13 protein-coding genes and 1 pseudogene are annotated in these 14,013 nt (G+C 72.5%); 8 read left to right on the forward strand and 6 right to left on the reverse strand.

Annotation, left to right across the window (positions count from 1 at the left end):
* Window positions 1-75: 75 nt before the first annotated feature.
* Together ACQP0N_RS24400 and trpD are read left to right on the forward strand one after the other, a co-directional pair.
* Window positions 76-471 carry a hypothetical protein gene (locus ACQP0N_RS24400; RefSeq protein WP_355049380.1) on the forward strand — a complete coding sequence of 132 codons (396 nt, stop codon included), beginning with the start codon at window positions 76-78 and terminating at the stop codon, window positions 469-471.
* 91 nt (window positions 472-562) lie between these two features.
* Window positions 563-1,627, forward strand: a complete 1,065-nt coding sequence (trpD, locus tag ACQP0N_RS24405) for an anthranilate phosphoribosyltransferase (RefSeq protein WP_433114379.1) — start codon at window positions 563-565, stop codon at window positions 1,625-1,627.
* Between the two features lie 158 nt (window positions 1,628-1,785).
* Here the strand turns inward: trpD and ACQP0N_RS24410 are convergent, their stop codons facing one another.
* The 3 genes from ACQP0N_RS24410 to ctaC form a co-directional block, all read right to left on the reverse strand.
* Window positions 1,786-1,992, reverse strand: coding sequence for a hypothetical protein (locus ACQP0N_RS24410; protein ID WP_433114380.1), 207 nt, complete (start codon window positions 1,990-1,992; stop codon window positions 1,786-1,788).
* Window positions 1,993-2,316: 324 nt separating this feature from the next.
* Entirely contained in the window at window positions 2,317-2,742 is a 426-nt protein-coding gene (locus ACQP0N_RS24415) for a cytochrome c oxidase subunit 4 (protein WP_355049377.1), read from the reverse strand.
* A gap of 9 nt (window positions 2,743-2,751) precedes the next feature.
* Window positions 2,752-3,723: an aa3-type cytochrome oxidase subunit II gene (ctaC, locus tag ACQP0N_RS24420; RefSeq protein WP_396799120.1), complete on the reverse strand. Its 972-nt coding sequence runs from the start codon at window positions 3,721-3,723 to the stop codon at window positions 2,752-2,754.
* Between the two features lie 290 nt (window positions 3,724-4,013).
* Here ctaC and ACQP0N_RS24425 point away from each other — a divergent pair.
* Both ACQP0N_RS24425 and ACQP0N_RS24430 read left to right on the forward strand, forming a co-directional pair.
* Window positions 4,014-5,164: pseudogene (locus tag ACQP0N_RS24425) on the forward strand (cysteine desulfurase family protein).
* Complete coding sequence (locus tag ACQP0N_RS24430) at window positions 5,161-5,394, forward strand: sulfurtransferase TusA family protein (protein WP_355049374.1); 234 nt, start codon at window positions 5,161-5,163, stop codon at window positions 5,392-5,394. The pseudogene ACQP0N_RS24425 and the gene ACQP0N_RS24430 overlap by 4 nt, the downstream one beginning before the upstream one ends.
* A 184-nt stretch (window positions 5,395-5,578) precedes the next feature.
* Here ACQP0N_RS24430 and ACQP0N_RS24435 read toward each other — a convergent pair whose 3' ends face one another.
* The 3 genes from ACQP0N_RS24435 to ACQP0N_RS24445 all read right to left on the reverse strand — a co-directional run bounded on the left by ACQP0N_RS24435 (window position 5,579) and on the right by ACQP0N_RS24445 (window position 8,387).
* A complete protein-coding gene (locus tag ACQP0N_RS24435) occupies window positions 5,579-6,556 on the reverse strand; it encodes a carbohydrate kinase family protein (protein WP_396799117.1) in 978 nt (325 codons plus the stop codon).
* A 163-nt stretch (window positions 6,557-6,719) separates the two neighbouring features.
* A complete protein-coding gene (gene erpA / locus ACQP0N_RS24440) occupies window positions 6,720-7,088 on the reverse strand; it encodes an iron-sulfur cluster insertion protein ErpA (RefSeq protein ID WP_282257478.1) in 369 nt (122 codons plus the stop codon).
* A 159-nt stretch (window positions 7,089-7,247) separates the two neighbouring features.
* Window positions 7,248-8,387: a glycerate kinase family protein gene (locus ACQP0N_RS24445; protein WP_433114384.1), complete on the reverse strand. Its 1,140-nt coding sequence runs from the start codon at window positions 8,385-8,387 to the stop codon at window positions 7,248-7,250.
* A 68-nt stretch (window positions 8,388-8,455) separates the two neighbouring features.
* Between ACQP0N_RS24445 and nadA the strand changes: the two genes are divergently transcribed.
* The 4 genes from nadA (at window position 8,456) to ACQP0N_RS24465 (ending at window position 12,616) form a co-directional block, all read left to right on the forward strand.
* Window positions 8,456-9,631, forward strand: a complete 1,176-nt coding sequence (gene nadA / locus ACQP0N_RS24450) for a quinolinate synthase NadA (RefSeq protein ID WP_357395473.1) — start codon at window positions 8,456-8,458, stop codon at window positions 9,629-9,631.
* Between the two features lie 212 nt (window positions 9,632-9,843).
* Window positions 9,844-11,199 carry a UDP-N-acetylglucosamine 1-carboxyvinyltransferase gene (murA, locus tag ACQP0N_RS24455; protein ID WP_203177790.1) on the forward strand — a complete coding sequence of 452 codons (1,356 nt, stop codon included), beginning with the start codon at window positions 9,844-9,846 and terminating at the stop codon, window positions 11,197-11,199.
* Window positions 11,200-11,312: 113 nt separating this feature from the next.
* Complete coding sequence (locus ACQP0N_RS24460; protein WP_355049369.1) at window positions 11,313-11,906, forward strand: DUF3043 domain-containing protein; 594 nt, start codon at window positions 11,313-11,315, stop codon at window positions 11,904-11,906.
* 158 nt (window positions 11,907-12,064) lie between these two features.
* A complete protein-coding gene (locus ACQP0N_RS24465) occupies window positions 12,065-12,616 on the forward strand; it encodes a helix-turn-helix domain-containing protein (RefSeq protein WP_355049368.1) in 552 nt (183 codons plus the stop codon).
* The last annotated feature ends 1,397 nt before the right edge of the window (window positions 12,617-14,013 follow it).

The following is a 14,013-nucleotide window of genomic DNA, read 5'->3' on the forward strand; positions in this document are numbered from 1 at the left end:
GGGCGGCGTGTCAGGTACGTCACGTCGGCCGGTACGATCGGCGGGCAGCTACGAGGTTGGAAGCGGAGTGTCGGCATGAGTGAGCGTCTGTGCACCGTCCTGCTCTACAGCGACGACCCGCAGGTCCGTGACCGGATGCGGCTCGCCGTGGGCACCCGGCCCGCGCCCGGCCTGCGGATCGAGTTCGTCGACGCGTCGACCTACGCCGAGACCATCCGGCTGGTCGACGACTACGAGATCGACCTGCTGCTGCTCGACGGCGAGGCCAGCCCCGGCGGCGGCATCGGCATCGCCCGGCAGATCAAGGACGACCGGGACGACGCGCCGCCCACCTGCCTCGTGATCGCCCGCGCCGCGGACCGATGGCTCGCCGCGTACGCCGAGGTCGACGCGACGCTGGTGCATCCGCTCGACCCGGTGACCACCGGCAGCACGGTGGCCGAGTTGCTGCGGACGCACGCACCCGCCTGACGTTCCCGCGCCAAACCGGCACCGACACGGCGCCGGCCGAGCCTGCGCCGGTTCCAGCCCACCCGCACTTCGTACGCTCGGGAGGCCCGCCATGGGCGATCGGACCTGGCCGCACCTGCTCAACTCGCTGCTGCGCGGCGAGGAGCTGTCCACCGGCGACACCGCCTGGGCCATGGGCGAGATCATGGCCGGCTCGGCGGGCGCGGCGCAGGTGGCCGGCTTCGCGGTGGCGCTGCGGGCCAAGGGTGAGACCTCGGCCGAGCTGGCCGGCCTGGTGGAGACGATGTTGAGCCGGGCCGTCCCGGTCGACCTGCCCGACGAGCTGCGCTCCACCGCGCTGGACGTCGTCGGCACCGGCGGTGACCTCGCCCACACGGTCAACATCTCCACCATGGCCGCGCTCGTCGTCGCGGGCGCGGGTGTGCGGGTGGTCAAGCACGGCAACCGCGCCGCGTCCTCCTCCTGCGGCACCGCCGACCTGTTGGAGTTCCTCGGCGTCCCGCTCGACCTCGACCCCGACGCCATCGTGCGGTGCGTCACCGAGGCGGGCATCGGGTTCTGCTTCGCCGCCCGCTTCCACCCGGGCATGCGGCACACCGGGCCGGTCCGCCGGGAGCTGGGCGTCCCCACCGTGTTCAACTTCCTCGGCCCGCTGACCAACCCGGCCCGGCCCCGCGCCGGCGCGGTCGGCTGCTTCGACGCGCGGATGGCCCCGGTGATGGCCGGTGTGTTCGCCGCCCGGGGCGACTCGGTGCTGGTGATGCGCGGCGAGGACGGCCTGGACGAGTTCACCACCGCCGCGCCGACCCGCGTCTGGGCGGCGCAGAACGGCGCCGTACGCGAGGCCGTGCTGGACGCGAGCGACCTGGGCGTACCCCGGGCCACCCTGAGTGACCTGCGCGGCGGTGACGCCGCGTACAACGCCGGTGTGGCCCGTCGCCTGCTGGCCGGTGAGGCCGGCCCGGTGCGCGACGCGGTGCTGGTCAACGCGGCGGCGGCGCTCGCGACTCAGGGGCCGCTCGACGGCGACCTGACCGAGGCGCTGCGCGCCGGCCTGGACCGCGCCGCCGAGTCGATCGACTCGGGCGCGGCCGCGGGCGTCCTGGAGCGCTGGATCGAGACCGCCACCACCGCCGCGGCCCCGGCCACCGCCTGATCGGCACGGCCGCCCACAGGGCCGACTGACACACGCGGCCCGGACAACCAGGTCGGCGACGTGGCGCTATGGGCGCGGCGAGAGGCCGCCACATCGGCGGGACGGCGCTATCACCGCGCCGGGCTTGCGACGTGGCGGCCGGTCGACAACTGCGCGGGTCAGGCGGCGTGGCGGCGGGTGGGCTGGCGACGTCGGCGCTCGGCCAGCCGAGTGACGGGCGCGACGAACGTGGCGATCACCACGGCCGTGCCGCAACCTGTGCAGACCAGCTCGGGACAGTCGCTGCCGTGGCCGTCGACGCAGGGCGGCGCCTCGAACGGCGTCACGCCCTCGCAGACGTCGCAGTAGAGATCGCGGTGCGACATCGGGCGTCTCCTTCTCAGTCCGGACGACCGCCTCTGGAATGCGACAACGACGCACAACGGAAGCGGAGAACTACTCGCCTGTAGTTTCCCACGCGGGTCCGACAAATCTCCGCGCCCACCACCCGCCTCTCGCTCGATCGACTCGACGTCGCCGAAGTCGGGGTGTCCATGCCGGCCGGACAGCGCCGATTCCAGGAAGTCGAGTCGATCATTGCGCTGGCACCCCGCATCGACGATCGCGGCACGACGAAGGCCCGCTCCCCCGGTCGGGGGTGCGGGCCTTCGTGGCGGTACGCGATCGGTCGCCAGGGGCGACCGGGTCGATCAGTGCTCGGCGGTGCGCCGGGTGCCGCTGTAGTACTCGAACAGCAGGCCGCAGGCGGCGAAGACGACCGCCACCAGGCCGAGACCGATCAGCCAGAACTGCCAGAACACCATGCCCAGCGCGGCGATCGCGGCGGCCAGCGCCAGACCGAACGGCCAGTAGCTGCCCGGGCTGAAGAAGCCGACCTCACCGGCGCCGTCGGCGATCTCGGCGTCGGCCCGGTCCTCGGGGCGCAGGTCGATACGGCGCGAGACGAACCAGAAGAAGCCACCGCACATCGAGCAGAGCAGGAACGACAGCGCCAGGGCGACGGTGCCCACCCACTCGATGTTGCCGGACTCACCGTGCGTCCAGGCGCCGTAGAGGATGGTCGCGCCGAAGAGGAACCCGGCGATGATCAGGAAGATACGCCACTCGGTCTTCATGCGGCTGCCTCAGCTTCCCGTGCCGGCCGGAGCGCTGTCCGGGTTGAAGTTGCTCTGCGTCCGTCGGGTGTCGAACGGCTTCGTGGTCTGCGCGTACGGCTCCTCGCCGATCTGGGCCAGCGCCTCCTGGGTGGACTTGCCGCCCTGCTTGGCCGCGAGGAACTGGTCGTACTTCTCCGGCGAGACGACCCGCAGCTCGAAGTTCATGAACGCGTGGTAGCTGCCGCACAGCTCGGCGCAGCGGCCGACGTACGCGCCCTCGGCGTCGAGGCTGGAGACCTCGAAGACGTTGCGGATCTTGCCCGGCATGACGTCCCGCTTGAACAGCAGCTCCGGCACCCAGAAGGAGTGGATGACGTCGCGGCTCGTCTCCTCGAACCGGATGGACCGGTTGGTCGGCAGCACGAGCACCGGGATGACCTCACTGGTGCCCAGCGTCGACGCGGTGGTCTTGGCTTCCGTGCCCTGACCGTCGCGGTAGTTGAACTGCCAGTTCCACTTGAACGCGACGACCTCGACAGTGACGTCCGGGTTCTTCGACAGCTTGTCGACGTCGGTCTGCACGATCGCCGTGTAGTAGAAGAGCACGGAGACGATCAGGATCGGCGCGATGGTGTAGAGGAACTCCATCGGCAGGTTGTAGCGGGTCTGCACCGGCAGCGCGTTGCCACGCTTGCGGTACCGCACGACACACCAGAAGATCAGGCCCCACACGAAGACGCCGACCGCGAGCGCGGCGACGCAGGAGGCGATCCACAGGTCGTACATCCGGTGCGACTCGGGCGTGATGCCGCCCTGCGGCCAACCGAAGCCGTCGAACGTCTTGCCGACGTCACAGCCCGTGAGCAGAACCAGCAGCGCCACGCCCCCGAGACCGAGCCCGGCCAGCCGACCGGCACCACGTCCCCGGCGTCCACCGACCCGTGGGGCAGCACCGTGCCGTACGGCCGACGGCCGTACCTCCGAACTCCTTGCGACCACCTGGTCCTGCCTCCCTAGCGCGCCGCGGTGCGTCGTTCGTCAGCACCGGCGGCAAAGGCGTCACCGACGGTCGCAGATTACTCGACCATGACGGACTCGGCCGTGGTGGGGTCACTGTCCGCCCCCATCGGGGGGATCCTGGGCATAACGCCGCGATAGCGTGTGTGGGCGTGAGCGCGAGGAGTGAGCCGGGGTTGCGAGCCCCGCAGTCGCAAACGAAAGGCGACCCCGTGAGCGCGAGGAGTGAGCCGGGGTTGCGAGCCCCGCAGTCGCAAACGAAAGGCGTCACCGTGAGCGCCTCTTCGGTCTACCTGGACGGGGCGACGGCCGCGCCGCTGCATCCGGTCGCCCGGCAGGCGCTGCTGGCGGCCCTGGAGGACGGCTGGGCCGACCCGGGGAAGCTCTACGGCCAGGCACGCCGCGCGCGACAACTGCTCGACGCCGCCCGCGAGGCCGCCGCGCAGACGCTCGGCGTCCGCGCCGACGAGCTGTCCTTCACCCCCAGCGGTACGACGGCAGCCCACGGCGCGGTACTCGGCGCGCTGGCGGGACGGCGTCGCGTCGGGGCGACCCTGGTGCACTCGGCGATCGAGCACTCCGCCGTTCTGCACGCCGCCGAGCGGCACGTCGCGGCCGGCGGCGCCGCCACCGCCGTACCGGTCGACCGGGTGGGCCGGCTGGACCTGACCGGCTGGTCGGACGCCGTCCGTGCTCCCGGGGTCGCGCTGGCGGCGCTGATCAGCGCCAGCCACGAGGTGGGCACCGTGCAGCCGGTCGCCGAGGCGGCGGCCGTGTGCGCGGAGGTCGGGGTACCGCTGTACGTCGACGCGGCGCAGTCGGTCGGACGGGTGCCGCTGCCGGCCGGCTGGTCGGTGCTCAGCGCCAGCGCCCACAAGTGGGGCGGGCCACCCGGGGTGGGGTTGCTGGCGGTGCGCAAGGGCACCCGCTGGGAGTCGCCGTGGCCGGCCGACGAGCGGGAGGGTGGTCGTACCCCGGGGTGGTGAACCTACCCGCGGTGGTGGCGGCGGCGGCGAGCCTGCGCGCGGCGGCGGGCGACGCGGCCGCCGAGCAGGCCCGGCTGTCCCCGCTGGTGGACCGGATCCGGGCGCGGGTCGCGGCGGAGGTGCCCGACGTGGAGGTGGTCGGCGACCCGGTGCTGCGCCTGCCGCACCTGGTGACGTTCTCCTGCCTGTACGTCGACGGCGAGACGCTGCTGCACGCGCTGGACCGGCGGGGGTTCGCGGTGTCGTCCGGTTCGTCCTGCACGTCGTCCACGCTGCGGCCGTCGCACGTGCTGGAGGCGATGGGGGTGCTCTCGCACGGCAACGTACGGGTCAGTCTGCACCGGGAGACGACGGAGGAGGACGTCGAGCGGTTCCTCACCGAGCTGCCCGGGATCGTCGCCGGCCTGCGCGCCGACGCCGGGGTGGTCGGGCTGTGACGATGCCGGACGAGGTGATCGACTGCCGGGGTCAGCGCTGCCCGCTGCCGGTGATCGCGGCGGCCCGGCGGATGCCGCAGGTGCCGGTCGGCACGGTCGTCCGGGTGCTGGCCGACGACCCGGCGGCGGCGGTCGACCTCCCCGCCTGGTGCCGCATGCGCGGCCAGGAGTACCTAGGCGCCCTGACCGGCCCCGAAGGCCCCGCCTACGACATCCGCCGCACCCACTAACCCCCGCCCCCGCCCTGCCCACCCCCTCCCCCGCCGCACCCCGCCCTCGCCGCACTCCGCCCCGCGATCTTGCAGTTTCGGTGGCGTCAAGAGGGCACAAAAGCCGCGAAACAGCAACACAAAGTGCAAGATCGGCGGCGTGAGGGGGCGGGGGTGGGGCGGGGCGGGCGGGGGGTGGGGTGGGTTACGGGAGGAGGTGGGGGCGGATCTCTTCGGCTGCCACGTCGCCGTAGGACTCGGCGAGGCGCTTGACGAACAGGTCGCGGCGCACGTCGTACTCCTGGGTGCCGACCGTCTCCAGGACGAGCGTGGCCAGCAGCGAGCCGACCTGGGCGGCCCGCTCCAGCCCGAGACCCCAGGAGAGCGCGGTGAAGAAACCGGCCCGGAAGCCGTCGCCGACACCCGTGGGGTCGACGGCCCGGATCTCCCGGGCGATGGGTACGTGGATGGGGTCGATGCCCCGACCGGCGATCTCGACGCCGTCCTTGCCCAGCGTGGTGACCCGCACCTTGACCAGGTCCAGCAACTGGTCGTCGCTCAGCTGTGCCTTGCTCTGCAGCAGCGACTTCTCGTAGTCGTTGGTCATGAGGTACTCGGCGCCCTCGATCAGCGCCACCACGTCCTCGCCGGGCATCCGGGCGAGCTGCTGGGAAGGGTCGGCGGCGAACGCGTACCCACGGGTGCGGCACTCGGCCGAGTGCCGCAGCATCGCCTCCGGGTCGTTGGCGCTGACCAGCACCAGGTCCAGCCCGCCGACCCGGTCGGCGACGGGCGCCAGTTCGATGTTGCGCGCCTCACTCATGGCGCCCGCGTAGAACGAGGCGATCTGGCACATGTCGGTGTCGGTGGTGCAGACGAACCTGGAGGTGTGCGCCACCTCACTGACGTGCACGGAGTCGCAGTCCACGCCGTGCCGCTCCAGCCAGGAGCGGTAGTCGGCGAAGTCCGCGCCGACCGCCCCGAGCAGCACCGGGCGCAGCCCGAGCTGCCCCATGCCGAAGGAGATGTTCGCCGCCACCCCACCGCGGCGGAGCACCAGGTCGTCCACCAGGAAGGAGAGCGAAACCTTGTGCAGTTGATCGGCGATGAGCTGGTCGGCGAAGCGACCCGGGAAGCTCATCAGGTGATCGGTGGCGATCGAGCCGGTCACGGCGATCTTCATGTCAACCTCAGGGTCGGGAGCGGGGCGCGGTCAGCCTACCGGCCCGGCAACCGGGGCGTGTCCGGTCCGTCGGGCGACGGCAACCAGCTCGTCACCAGCGCGCCCATGACGAAGGGGCCGCCCCGAAAGGGACGGCCCCGCCATCGCTGGTGCGGTGCGTGACTCAGTTGAACGAGTCGCCGCAGGCGCAGGAGTTGCCCGCGTTCGGGTTGTCGATGGTGAAGCCCTGGGCGTCGATCCGGTCGGCGAAGTCGATCGTCGCGCCGGCCAGGTAGGGGGCGCTCATGCGGTCGACGACGACCTCGACGCCACCGAAGTCGGTGACGACGTCACCGTCGAGCGAGCGCTCGTCGAAGAAGAGCTGGTACCGCAGGCCGGAGCAGCCACCCGGCTGCACCGCGACACGGAGCCGCAGGTCGTCGCGGCCCTCCTGCTCGATCAGGGCCTTGACCTTCTGCGCCGCGACGTCGGTGAGGACGACGGAAGTAGGGGCCTGGGCCTCGGTCGACTCGGTCTGCGCTGGCGTGGTCACGTGGAAGTCTCCCTGCGCGGTTTTGGGTCCGGACGCACTGGCCAACGTCGCGCGCCGTCCAGTGATTCCCGGTTGTGGTCCAGTTCCGATGGTACGCCGCCCGGACCGGACGTACCCGCGTGGCGGGCCCCCGGGCCCAGGTGGGACGGTGGCACGCGCTCAGCGGCTCCACTGCCGGGCCAGCCGGGCGCCCAGTTCGCGCAGCCCGTCGGCGGGGCGGCTCAGCGCGGCGGCGAGCCCGCCGGTCTCCTCTCCGCCGAAGTGCTCCACCAGGCTGTAGGCGTCGGTCACGCCGGCCGAGGCGGCCTCCCGCCGGCCGGTGCTGACCTGGCCGGCGACCACCACGCAGGGCACCCCACGGTCCCGGGCGGCCCCGGCCACCCCGGCGACGACCTTGCCGCGCAGCGACTGGTGGTCGAAGGACCCCTCCCCCGTGATCACCAGGTCGGCGGTGTCCAGGGCGGCGTCCAGGCGGTTGGCGCGGGTGACCAGACCGATACCGGACTCAACGGTGCCGCCGAGCGCGAGGACGGCCGCGCCCAGGCCGCCGGCCGACCCACCGCCGGGAAGCGCGCCCAGGCCCGTCGGGCAGCCGGGCAGGTCCCGTTCCAGCACCGCCGCGAAGCGTTCCAGGGCGGCGTCGAGCAGCAGCACGTCGGCCCGGTCGGCGCCCTTCTGCGGACCGAAGACGTTGCTCGCGCCGTGCAGGCCGAGCAGCGGGTTGTCCACGTCGGTGGCGGCGACCAGCAGGGCGTCCCGCAACCGGGGTACGCCGTCCAGCGCGTCGACCGCGGCCAGCGCGGCTCCGCCGTACGGCAACGCCGCGCCGGTCCCGTCCAGCGGAGTCGCGCCCAGCGCCGCGAGCATGCCCGCGCCAGCGTCGTTCGTGGCGGAGCCGCCCAGCCCGATCACCACCGTCCGGGCCCCGCTCTCCACGGCGGCGGCCACCAGCAGACCCAGCCCGTACGACGTGGCGGCCTTCGGGTCACGCTCGTCGACGGCGAGCAGGTGCAGTCCGCACGCCTGGGAACTCTCCAGGTAGGCGGTCGCACCATCGGCGGTGAGCAGGATCTCACCCGCCACCGGACGGCCCAGCGGATCGACCGTCGACACCGGCAGCCGCCGGCCGCCGAGCGCGTCGGCGAGCACCTGGACGAAGCCGGGCCCGCCGTCGGCGAGGGGCCGGATCAGCAGGTCATCCCCCTCGGTGACGGTGCGCCAACCGGCGGCGACCGCGGCGGCCACCTCCGGTGCGGACAGGGTGCCGGCGAACTTGTCCGGGCAGAGCAGCACGCGCATGGCGAGCAGTGTGGCAGCACACACCGAGCGGAGCTGCGGCGCGCTCGCGCTGTGGGACCATGGGCTACGTGACTTCGACCTGGGTGGAACCCTCCAACACGGCGACGGCTCTGCTGCTGCTCGGCCGGGGCAGCGACCCCGACACCGAGCGCGGCGTCGAGTGTCCGGGCGACCTGCCGGCGCCCAGCGATCCTGACCTGGTGGCCCGCGCCACGGCGGCGAAGGCGAAGCTGGGCAGCAAGGTCTTCGTACTGGGGCACCACTACCAGCGCGACGAGGTGATCCAGTTCGCCGACGTGACGGGTGACTCGTTCAAGCTGGCCCGGGAGGCGGCGGCCCGTCCGGAGGCGGAGTACATCGTCTTCTGCGGCGTGCACTTCATGGCCGAGAGCGCCGACATCCTCACCACCGGCACCCAGCGGGTGATCCTGCCCGACCTGGCCGCCGGCTGCTCGATGGCGGACATGGCCGTGCTGGGTCAGGTCGAGGCCGCCTGGGACACGCTGACCGAGCTGGGCATCGCGGGCGACACCGTGCCGGTGACGTACATGAACTCCTCGGCGGACATCAAGGGCTTCGTCGGGCGCAACGGCGGCGTCGTCTGCACCTCGTCCAACGCCAAGCGCGCCCTGGACTGGGCGTTCGAGCAGGGGCAGAAGGTGCTCTTCCTTCCGGACCAGCACCTGGGCCGCAACACAGCGGTACTGGAGATGGGCCTGTCGCTGGACGACTGCGTGCTCTACGACCCGCACAAGCCCGGCGGCGGGCTCACGCCGGAGCAGCTGCGCGACGCCAAGATGATCCTCTGGCGGGGGCACTGCTCGGTGCACGGTCGGTTCACGCTGGACAGCGTCAACGACGTACGGGAGCGGGTGCCGGGCGTCAACGTGCTGGTCCACCCGGAGTGCCGGCACGAGGTGGTCACCGCCGCCGATCACGTCGGCTCGACCGAGTACATCATCAAGACCATCGAGGCGGCGCCGGCCGGGTCGGCGTGGGCGCTGGGCACCGAGTTGAACCTGGTCCGCCGGCTGGCCCTGGCCCACCCAGACAAGCAGATCATGTTCCTCGACAAGGCGGTCTGCTACTGCTCGACGATGAACCGGATCGACCTGCCGCACCTGGTGTGGGCGCTGGAGGAGCTGGTCGCGGGCCGGGTGGTCAACCAGATCACGGTGGACGCCGACACCGCCCACCACGCGCGGGTGGCGCTGGACCAGATGCTCGCCCTGCCCGGCGCGTGATCACGATCCGTGACGTCCCTGGTACACAAAAGTGCCGGATCACCGATTAATGCCACACACGCCGGTCTGACCGAGTCCTTTTTCGTCACCGAGGGCTATGCTGCCGGAGCGACGACGCGAGCGGGCCGTTTCGATATGGCCGCATCCGGGGTAGCGACAAGGTTCACGCTCCCCACCATCAACACAGCAGCACCGAAGCGCTGGAGGTTGCGTTGACCGACGACGTCCTGGTCGTGCATGGAGGCACTCCGCTCGAAGGGCGGATCCGCGTGCGCGGCGCGAAGAACCTGGTTTCGAAGGCGATGGTCGCCGCACTGCTGGGCGACAGCCCGAGCCGGCTGTTCGACGTGCCGAAGATCCGCGACGTCGAGGTGGTCCGGGGTCTGCTCGGTCTGCACGGCGTCAAGGTGACCGACGGCGCCGAGGACGGTGAACTCGTCTTCGACCCCGCGAACGTGGAGAGCGCCAGCACCGACCAGATCAACGTGCACGCCGGTTCGAGCCGTATCCCGATCCTGTTCTGCGGGCCGCTGCTGCACCGTCTCGGGCACGCGTTCATCCCGGACCTGGGCGGCTGCCACATCGGCCCGCGTCCGATCGACTTCCACCTGCAGGCGCTGCGGGAGTTCGGCGCGACCGTCGACAAGCGGCCCGAAGGGCTGCACCTGTCCGCGCCGAACGGGCTGCACGGCACCAAGTTCGCCCTGCCGTACCCGAGCGTCGGCGCCACCGAGCAGGTGCTGCTGACCGCGGTCATGGCCGAGGGCGTCACCGAGCTGCGCAACGCCGCCGTCGAGCCGGAGATCATCGACCTGATCTGCATCCTGCAGAAGATGGGCGCGATCATCAAGGTCCACACCGACCGGGTGATCGAGATCCAGGGCGTGCCGAAGCTGCACGGGTACACGCACCGGCCGATCCCGGACCGGATCGAGGCCGCGAGCTGGGCCGCCGCCGCGTTGGCCACCCGTGGTCACGTCGAGGTGCTCGGTGCGCAGCAGGCCGACATGATGACCTTCCTGAACATCTTCCGGTCCGTCGGTGGCGAGTACGAGGTCACCGACGCCCGCGCGCCGAAGCTGGGCGACCCGGGCCAGGAGGGCGGCATCCGCTTCTGGCACCCGGGCGGCGAGCTGAACGCCGTGGCGCTGGAGACCGACGTGCACCCGGGCTTCATGACCGACTGGCAGCAGCCGCTGGTCGTGGCGCTGACCCAGGCCCGTGGCCTGTCGATCGTCCACGAGACGGTCTATGAGCAGCGGCTCGGCTACACCGAGGCGCTGAACTCGATGGGCGCCAACATCCAGGTCTACCGGGACTGCCTCGGCGGCACCCCGTGCCGCTTCGGCCGGCGCAACTTCAAGCACTCGGCGGTGATCGCCGGGCCGAGCAAGCTGCACGCCGCCGACCTGGTCATCCCGGACCTGCGGGCCGGGTTCAGCCACCTGATCGCGGCGCTCGCGGCCGAGGGCACCTCCCGCGTGTACGGCGTCGACCTGATCAACCGGGGCTACGAGGACTTCGAGGCGAAGCTCGCCGACCTGGGCGCGCACGCCGAACGCCCGTAACCTCCCTCGCCAACCGTTCGGACCCGACGGCTCCAGGTCGCGCTGCGACCTGGAGCCGTCGGCCGTCGCACCGCGATGTGCACCGGGCGCGAACCGTTGGCTACCCTTGCCGCGTGCCGTCGCTCTTTCGCCGCAAGTCCACCGACCTCGTCGACGAGGCCGTCACCTCGGTGACCTCCGAGGAGACCGCCGACCGTCCCCGGGGCTACACCCCGGCCAAGGGCCGGGAGACGCCGAAGCGGCCGACGGTCGGCCGGCGTCCGGCCGGGCCGAGTCGCCCCCTCACCAAGGAGGAGGAGCGGGAACGGCGTCGTCAACTGCGCACCGAGGCCGCCGCCGACTTCCGCCGCGAGGGTGGCCCGCGCGACCGGGGCCCGGAGCGGCTGCTGGCGCGCAACGTGGTCGACTCCCGTCGTACCGTCGGCACCTGGTTCTTCGGCGGCGCGCTGATCGTGCTGATCGGCTCGAACGCCGCGATGCCACCGGTGGTCCGGTTGATCTCCAACGTGCTCTGGGGCGCCCTGGCCCTCGGCGTGGTGGTCGACTCGGTGCTGATCTGCCGCAAGATCAGCAAGTTGGTCCGGGAGCGCTTCCCGAAGACCGACCAGCGGATGGGCTCGCTCTACCTCTACGCCGTGATGCGCTCGATCACCTTCCGGCGGATGCGCGCTCCGGCGCCCGCGGTGAAGCTCGGCGACAAGGTCTGATCCCGGCGACGCGTCGCCGGGAACACCCCGCTCTGGCCGCGTTGGTGGCAAAGAACGTCGGGCGGTTCCCGTTCGTTGTACCGTGCGCGTAGTCCCGCACGGTGAACAGGTCCCCGTTGTTCGTGACCGCGAACGATGATCCAGTGGAGCGAACACGCATGCCCGGAGAACCATCGGCCAGCGTCGCCGCCGCCGTGCGCCGCGAACGCGAGCGGGCCGGTGTCTCGCTGACCGAGCTGGCCGCCCGGGCGGGGACGCCCGAGTCCACGCTCTCGGCCCTGGAGTCGGGGACCGGTGACCCGAGCGTGGAGACGCTGTGGGCGATCGGCGTGGCGCTGGGCGTGCCGTTCAGCCGGCTCGTGGAGCCGGCGGCCGACAACCTTCGGGTGATTCGCGCCGGCGAGGGCCCCCGGGTCCGCTCGGAGCGGGCCGACTTCACCGGGACGCTGCTCAGCGCCGGAACGTCGCGGGTACGCCGGGACATCTACCTGATCGAGCTGGAGCCGGGCGCGGTCCGGGAGGCGGACGGGCACACGCCGCACAGCGTGGAGCATGTGGTGGTGGCCGCCGGACGGCTGCGGGTGGGCCCCGAGAGCGACGTGGTCGACCTCGGCCCGGGTGACTACGCGACGTTCCCCGGCGACCTGCCACACCGGTACGAGGCGCTGGTCCCCGGGACGTTCGCCGTCCTCGTCATGGAGCATCCCTGACCGGGTGCTCCGGTCCGTCCGGGCGGCGGGTGGGGTATCGTCGAAGGTCAGATTCGGTTATCGACCTAAATGTCCGGAACCATCGGATAACGTTTGCGCTCGTGGGCGGTGCCACAGTGGCGGTGAACGAGCCCGCGCCGTTACCCTCCATCCGCAGCCACGCCCTGCCGGAACGGGCGACCCGACCGGCACGCGAGGCCCCAGCGCGACAATGTGCAACGAGGTGACAACGCCGTGAGCGAGCGGACGCGAGCCGGCCACCGGAGCGTGGCAGGCGGCGACCGGACGCCCAACGGCCAGCGGGACAGGCGCGCCACCTCACCGTCGACGGGGATCGGCCGAGCGGTCGGGTGTGGCGACGGGCTCGACGGATGAACGGCCGCTACACCGACCGGTGGCGGGATCCGAACGAACCGTCCTGGGTGGTCGAACCGACCACCGAATGGCAACCCCAGTTCCCCGGCCAGCGCTACCCCGGTGACATCGGCGCCACCCACCAGTCCCCGCCCCCGCGCGGACGGGCGAGCGCGGTGGGTCGTGCCGAGGTCCCCCCGCTCGCGCCCACCCGCCCGGACGGCACCTACCTCGGCCGATCCTGGGCCGACGAACCTCCGGCCGAACCCGAGGGCCGGTGGCGGGCGGACGACGAGCCGGGCCAGTCCCACGGCTGGCCGCGCGGCGACGAGCGGACGCCCGACGCGTCGCGGCACGGCCGCTCCGAACCCGCCTATTACGACCACGAGCCGTACCGCCGGCCGCTCCCCGAGCCGCCCCGGCGCGAGGAGCGCCGCTCGCCCGAGTCGGACCGCCGTACCGCCTGGTCCGACCGACGCCCCGGCGACGACCGGACGCCCGGCCGGGAGGCCGCGTGGCACCGCGAGCAGCCCGCTTCCGATGGGTACGACAGCCGCCGACGTCGACCCGAGCCGACCGACCGGGACCGGGCGTACCCGACGTCACCGCCGGTCTCCCCGGGCCCTACTCCCCGGGGCCCCGGGGAGACTCGGGCTGGGTGTCCGAGCCCGACGAGCCACCGCGCCGACGTGGCACGTCGGAGCGCCCGGCCGCCGCCCACGACCGGCAGCCCGGCGACGGGTACGGCATCCGCCCGACCCGGAACCCGGAGAGCCGCCCGACTGACGGCTGGGCCGCCGAGGGCGCCGGCCAGTGGGCGCCCATCGACAGTCGCAACCGCTACCGCGCCGACGGCCAGCCCGACCGTCGCCCCGACGAAGCCCGCCGTTCGGACCGCTGGCCGGACGACGAGCCCCGCCGTGCCGAGCGCGGCCTTGCCGACGACGCCCGCCGTGCCGAGCGCCGACCCGACGACGCCCGCCGGCCGGAGCGGGGCGTTGCCGACGAGCGGTCCCGGATGGAGGCTGGCCCCGGCGGGTCCA

Source organism: Micromonospora sp. CA-246542 (assembly GCF_050942905.1).
Taxonomy (GTDB): domain Bacteria; phylum Actinomycetota; class Actinomycetes; order Mycobacteriales; family Micromonosporaceae; genus Micromonospora.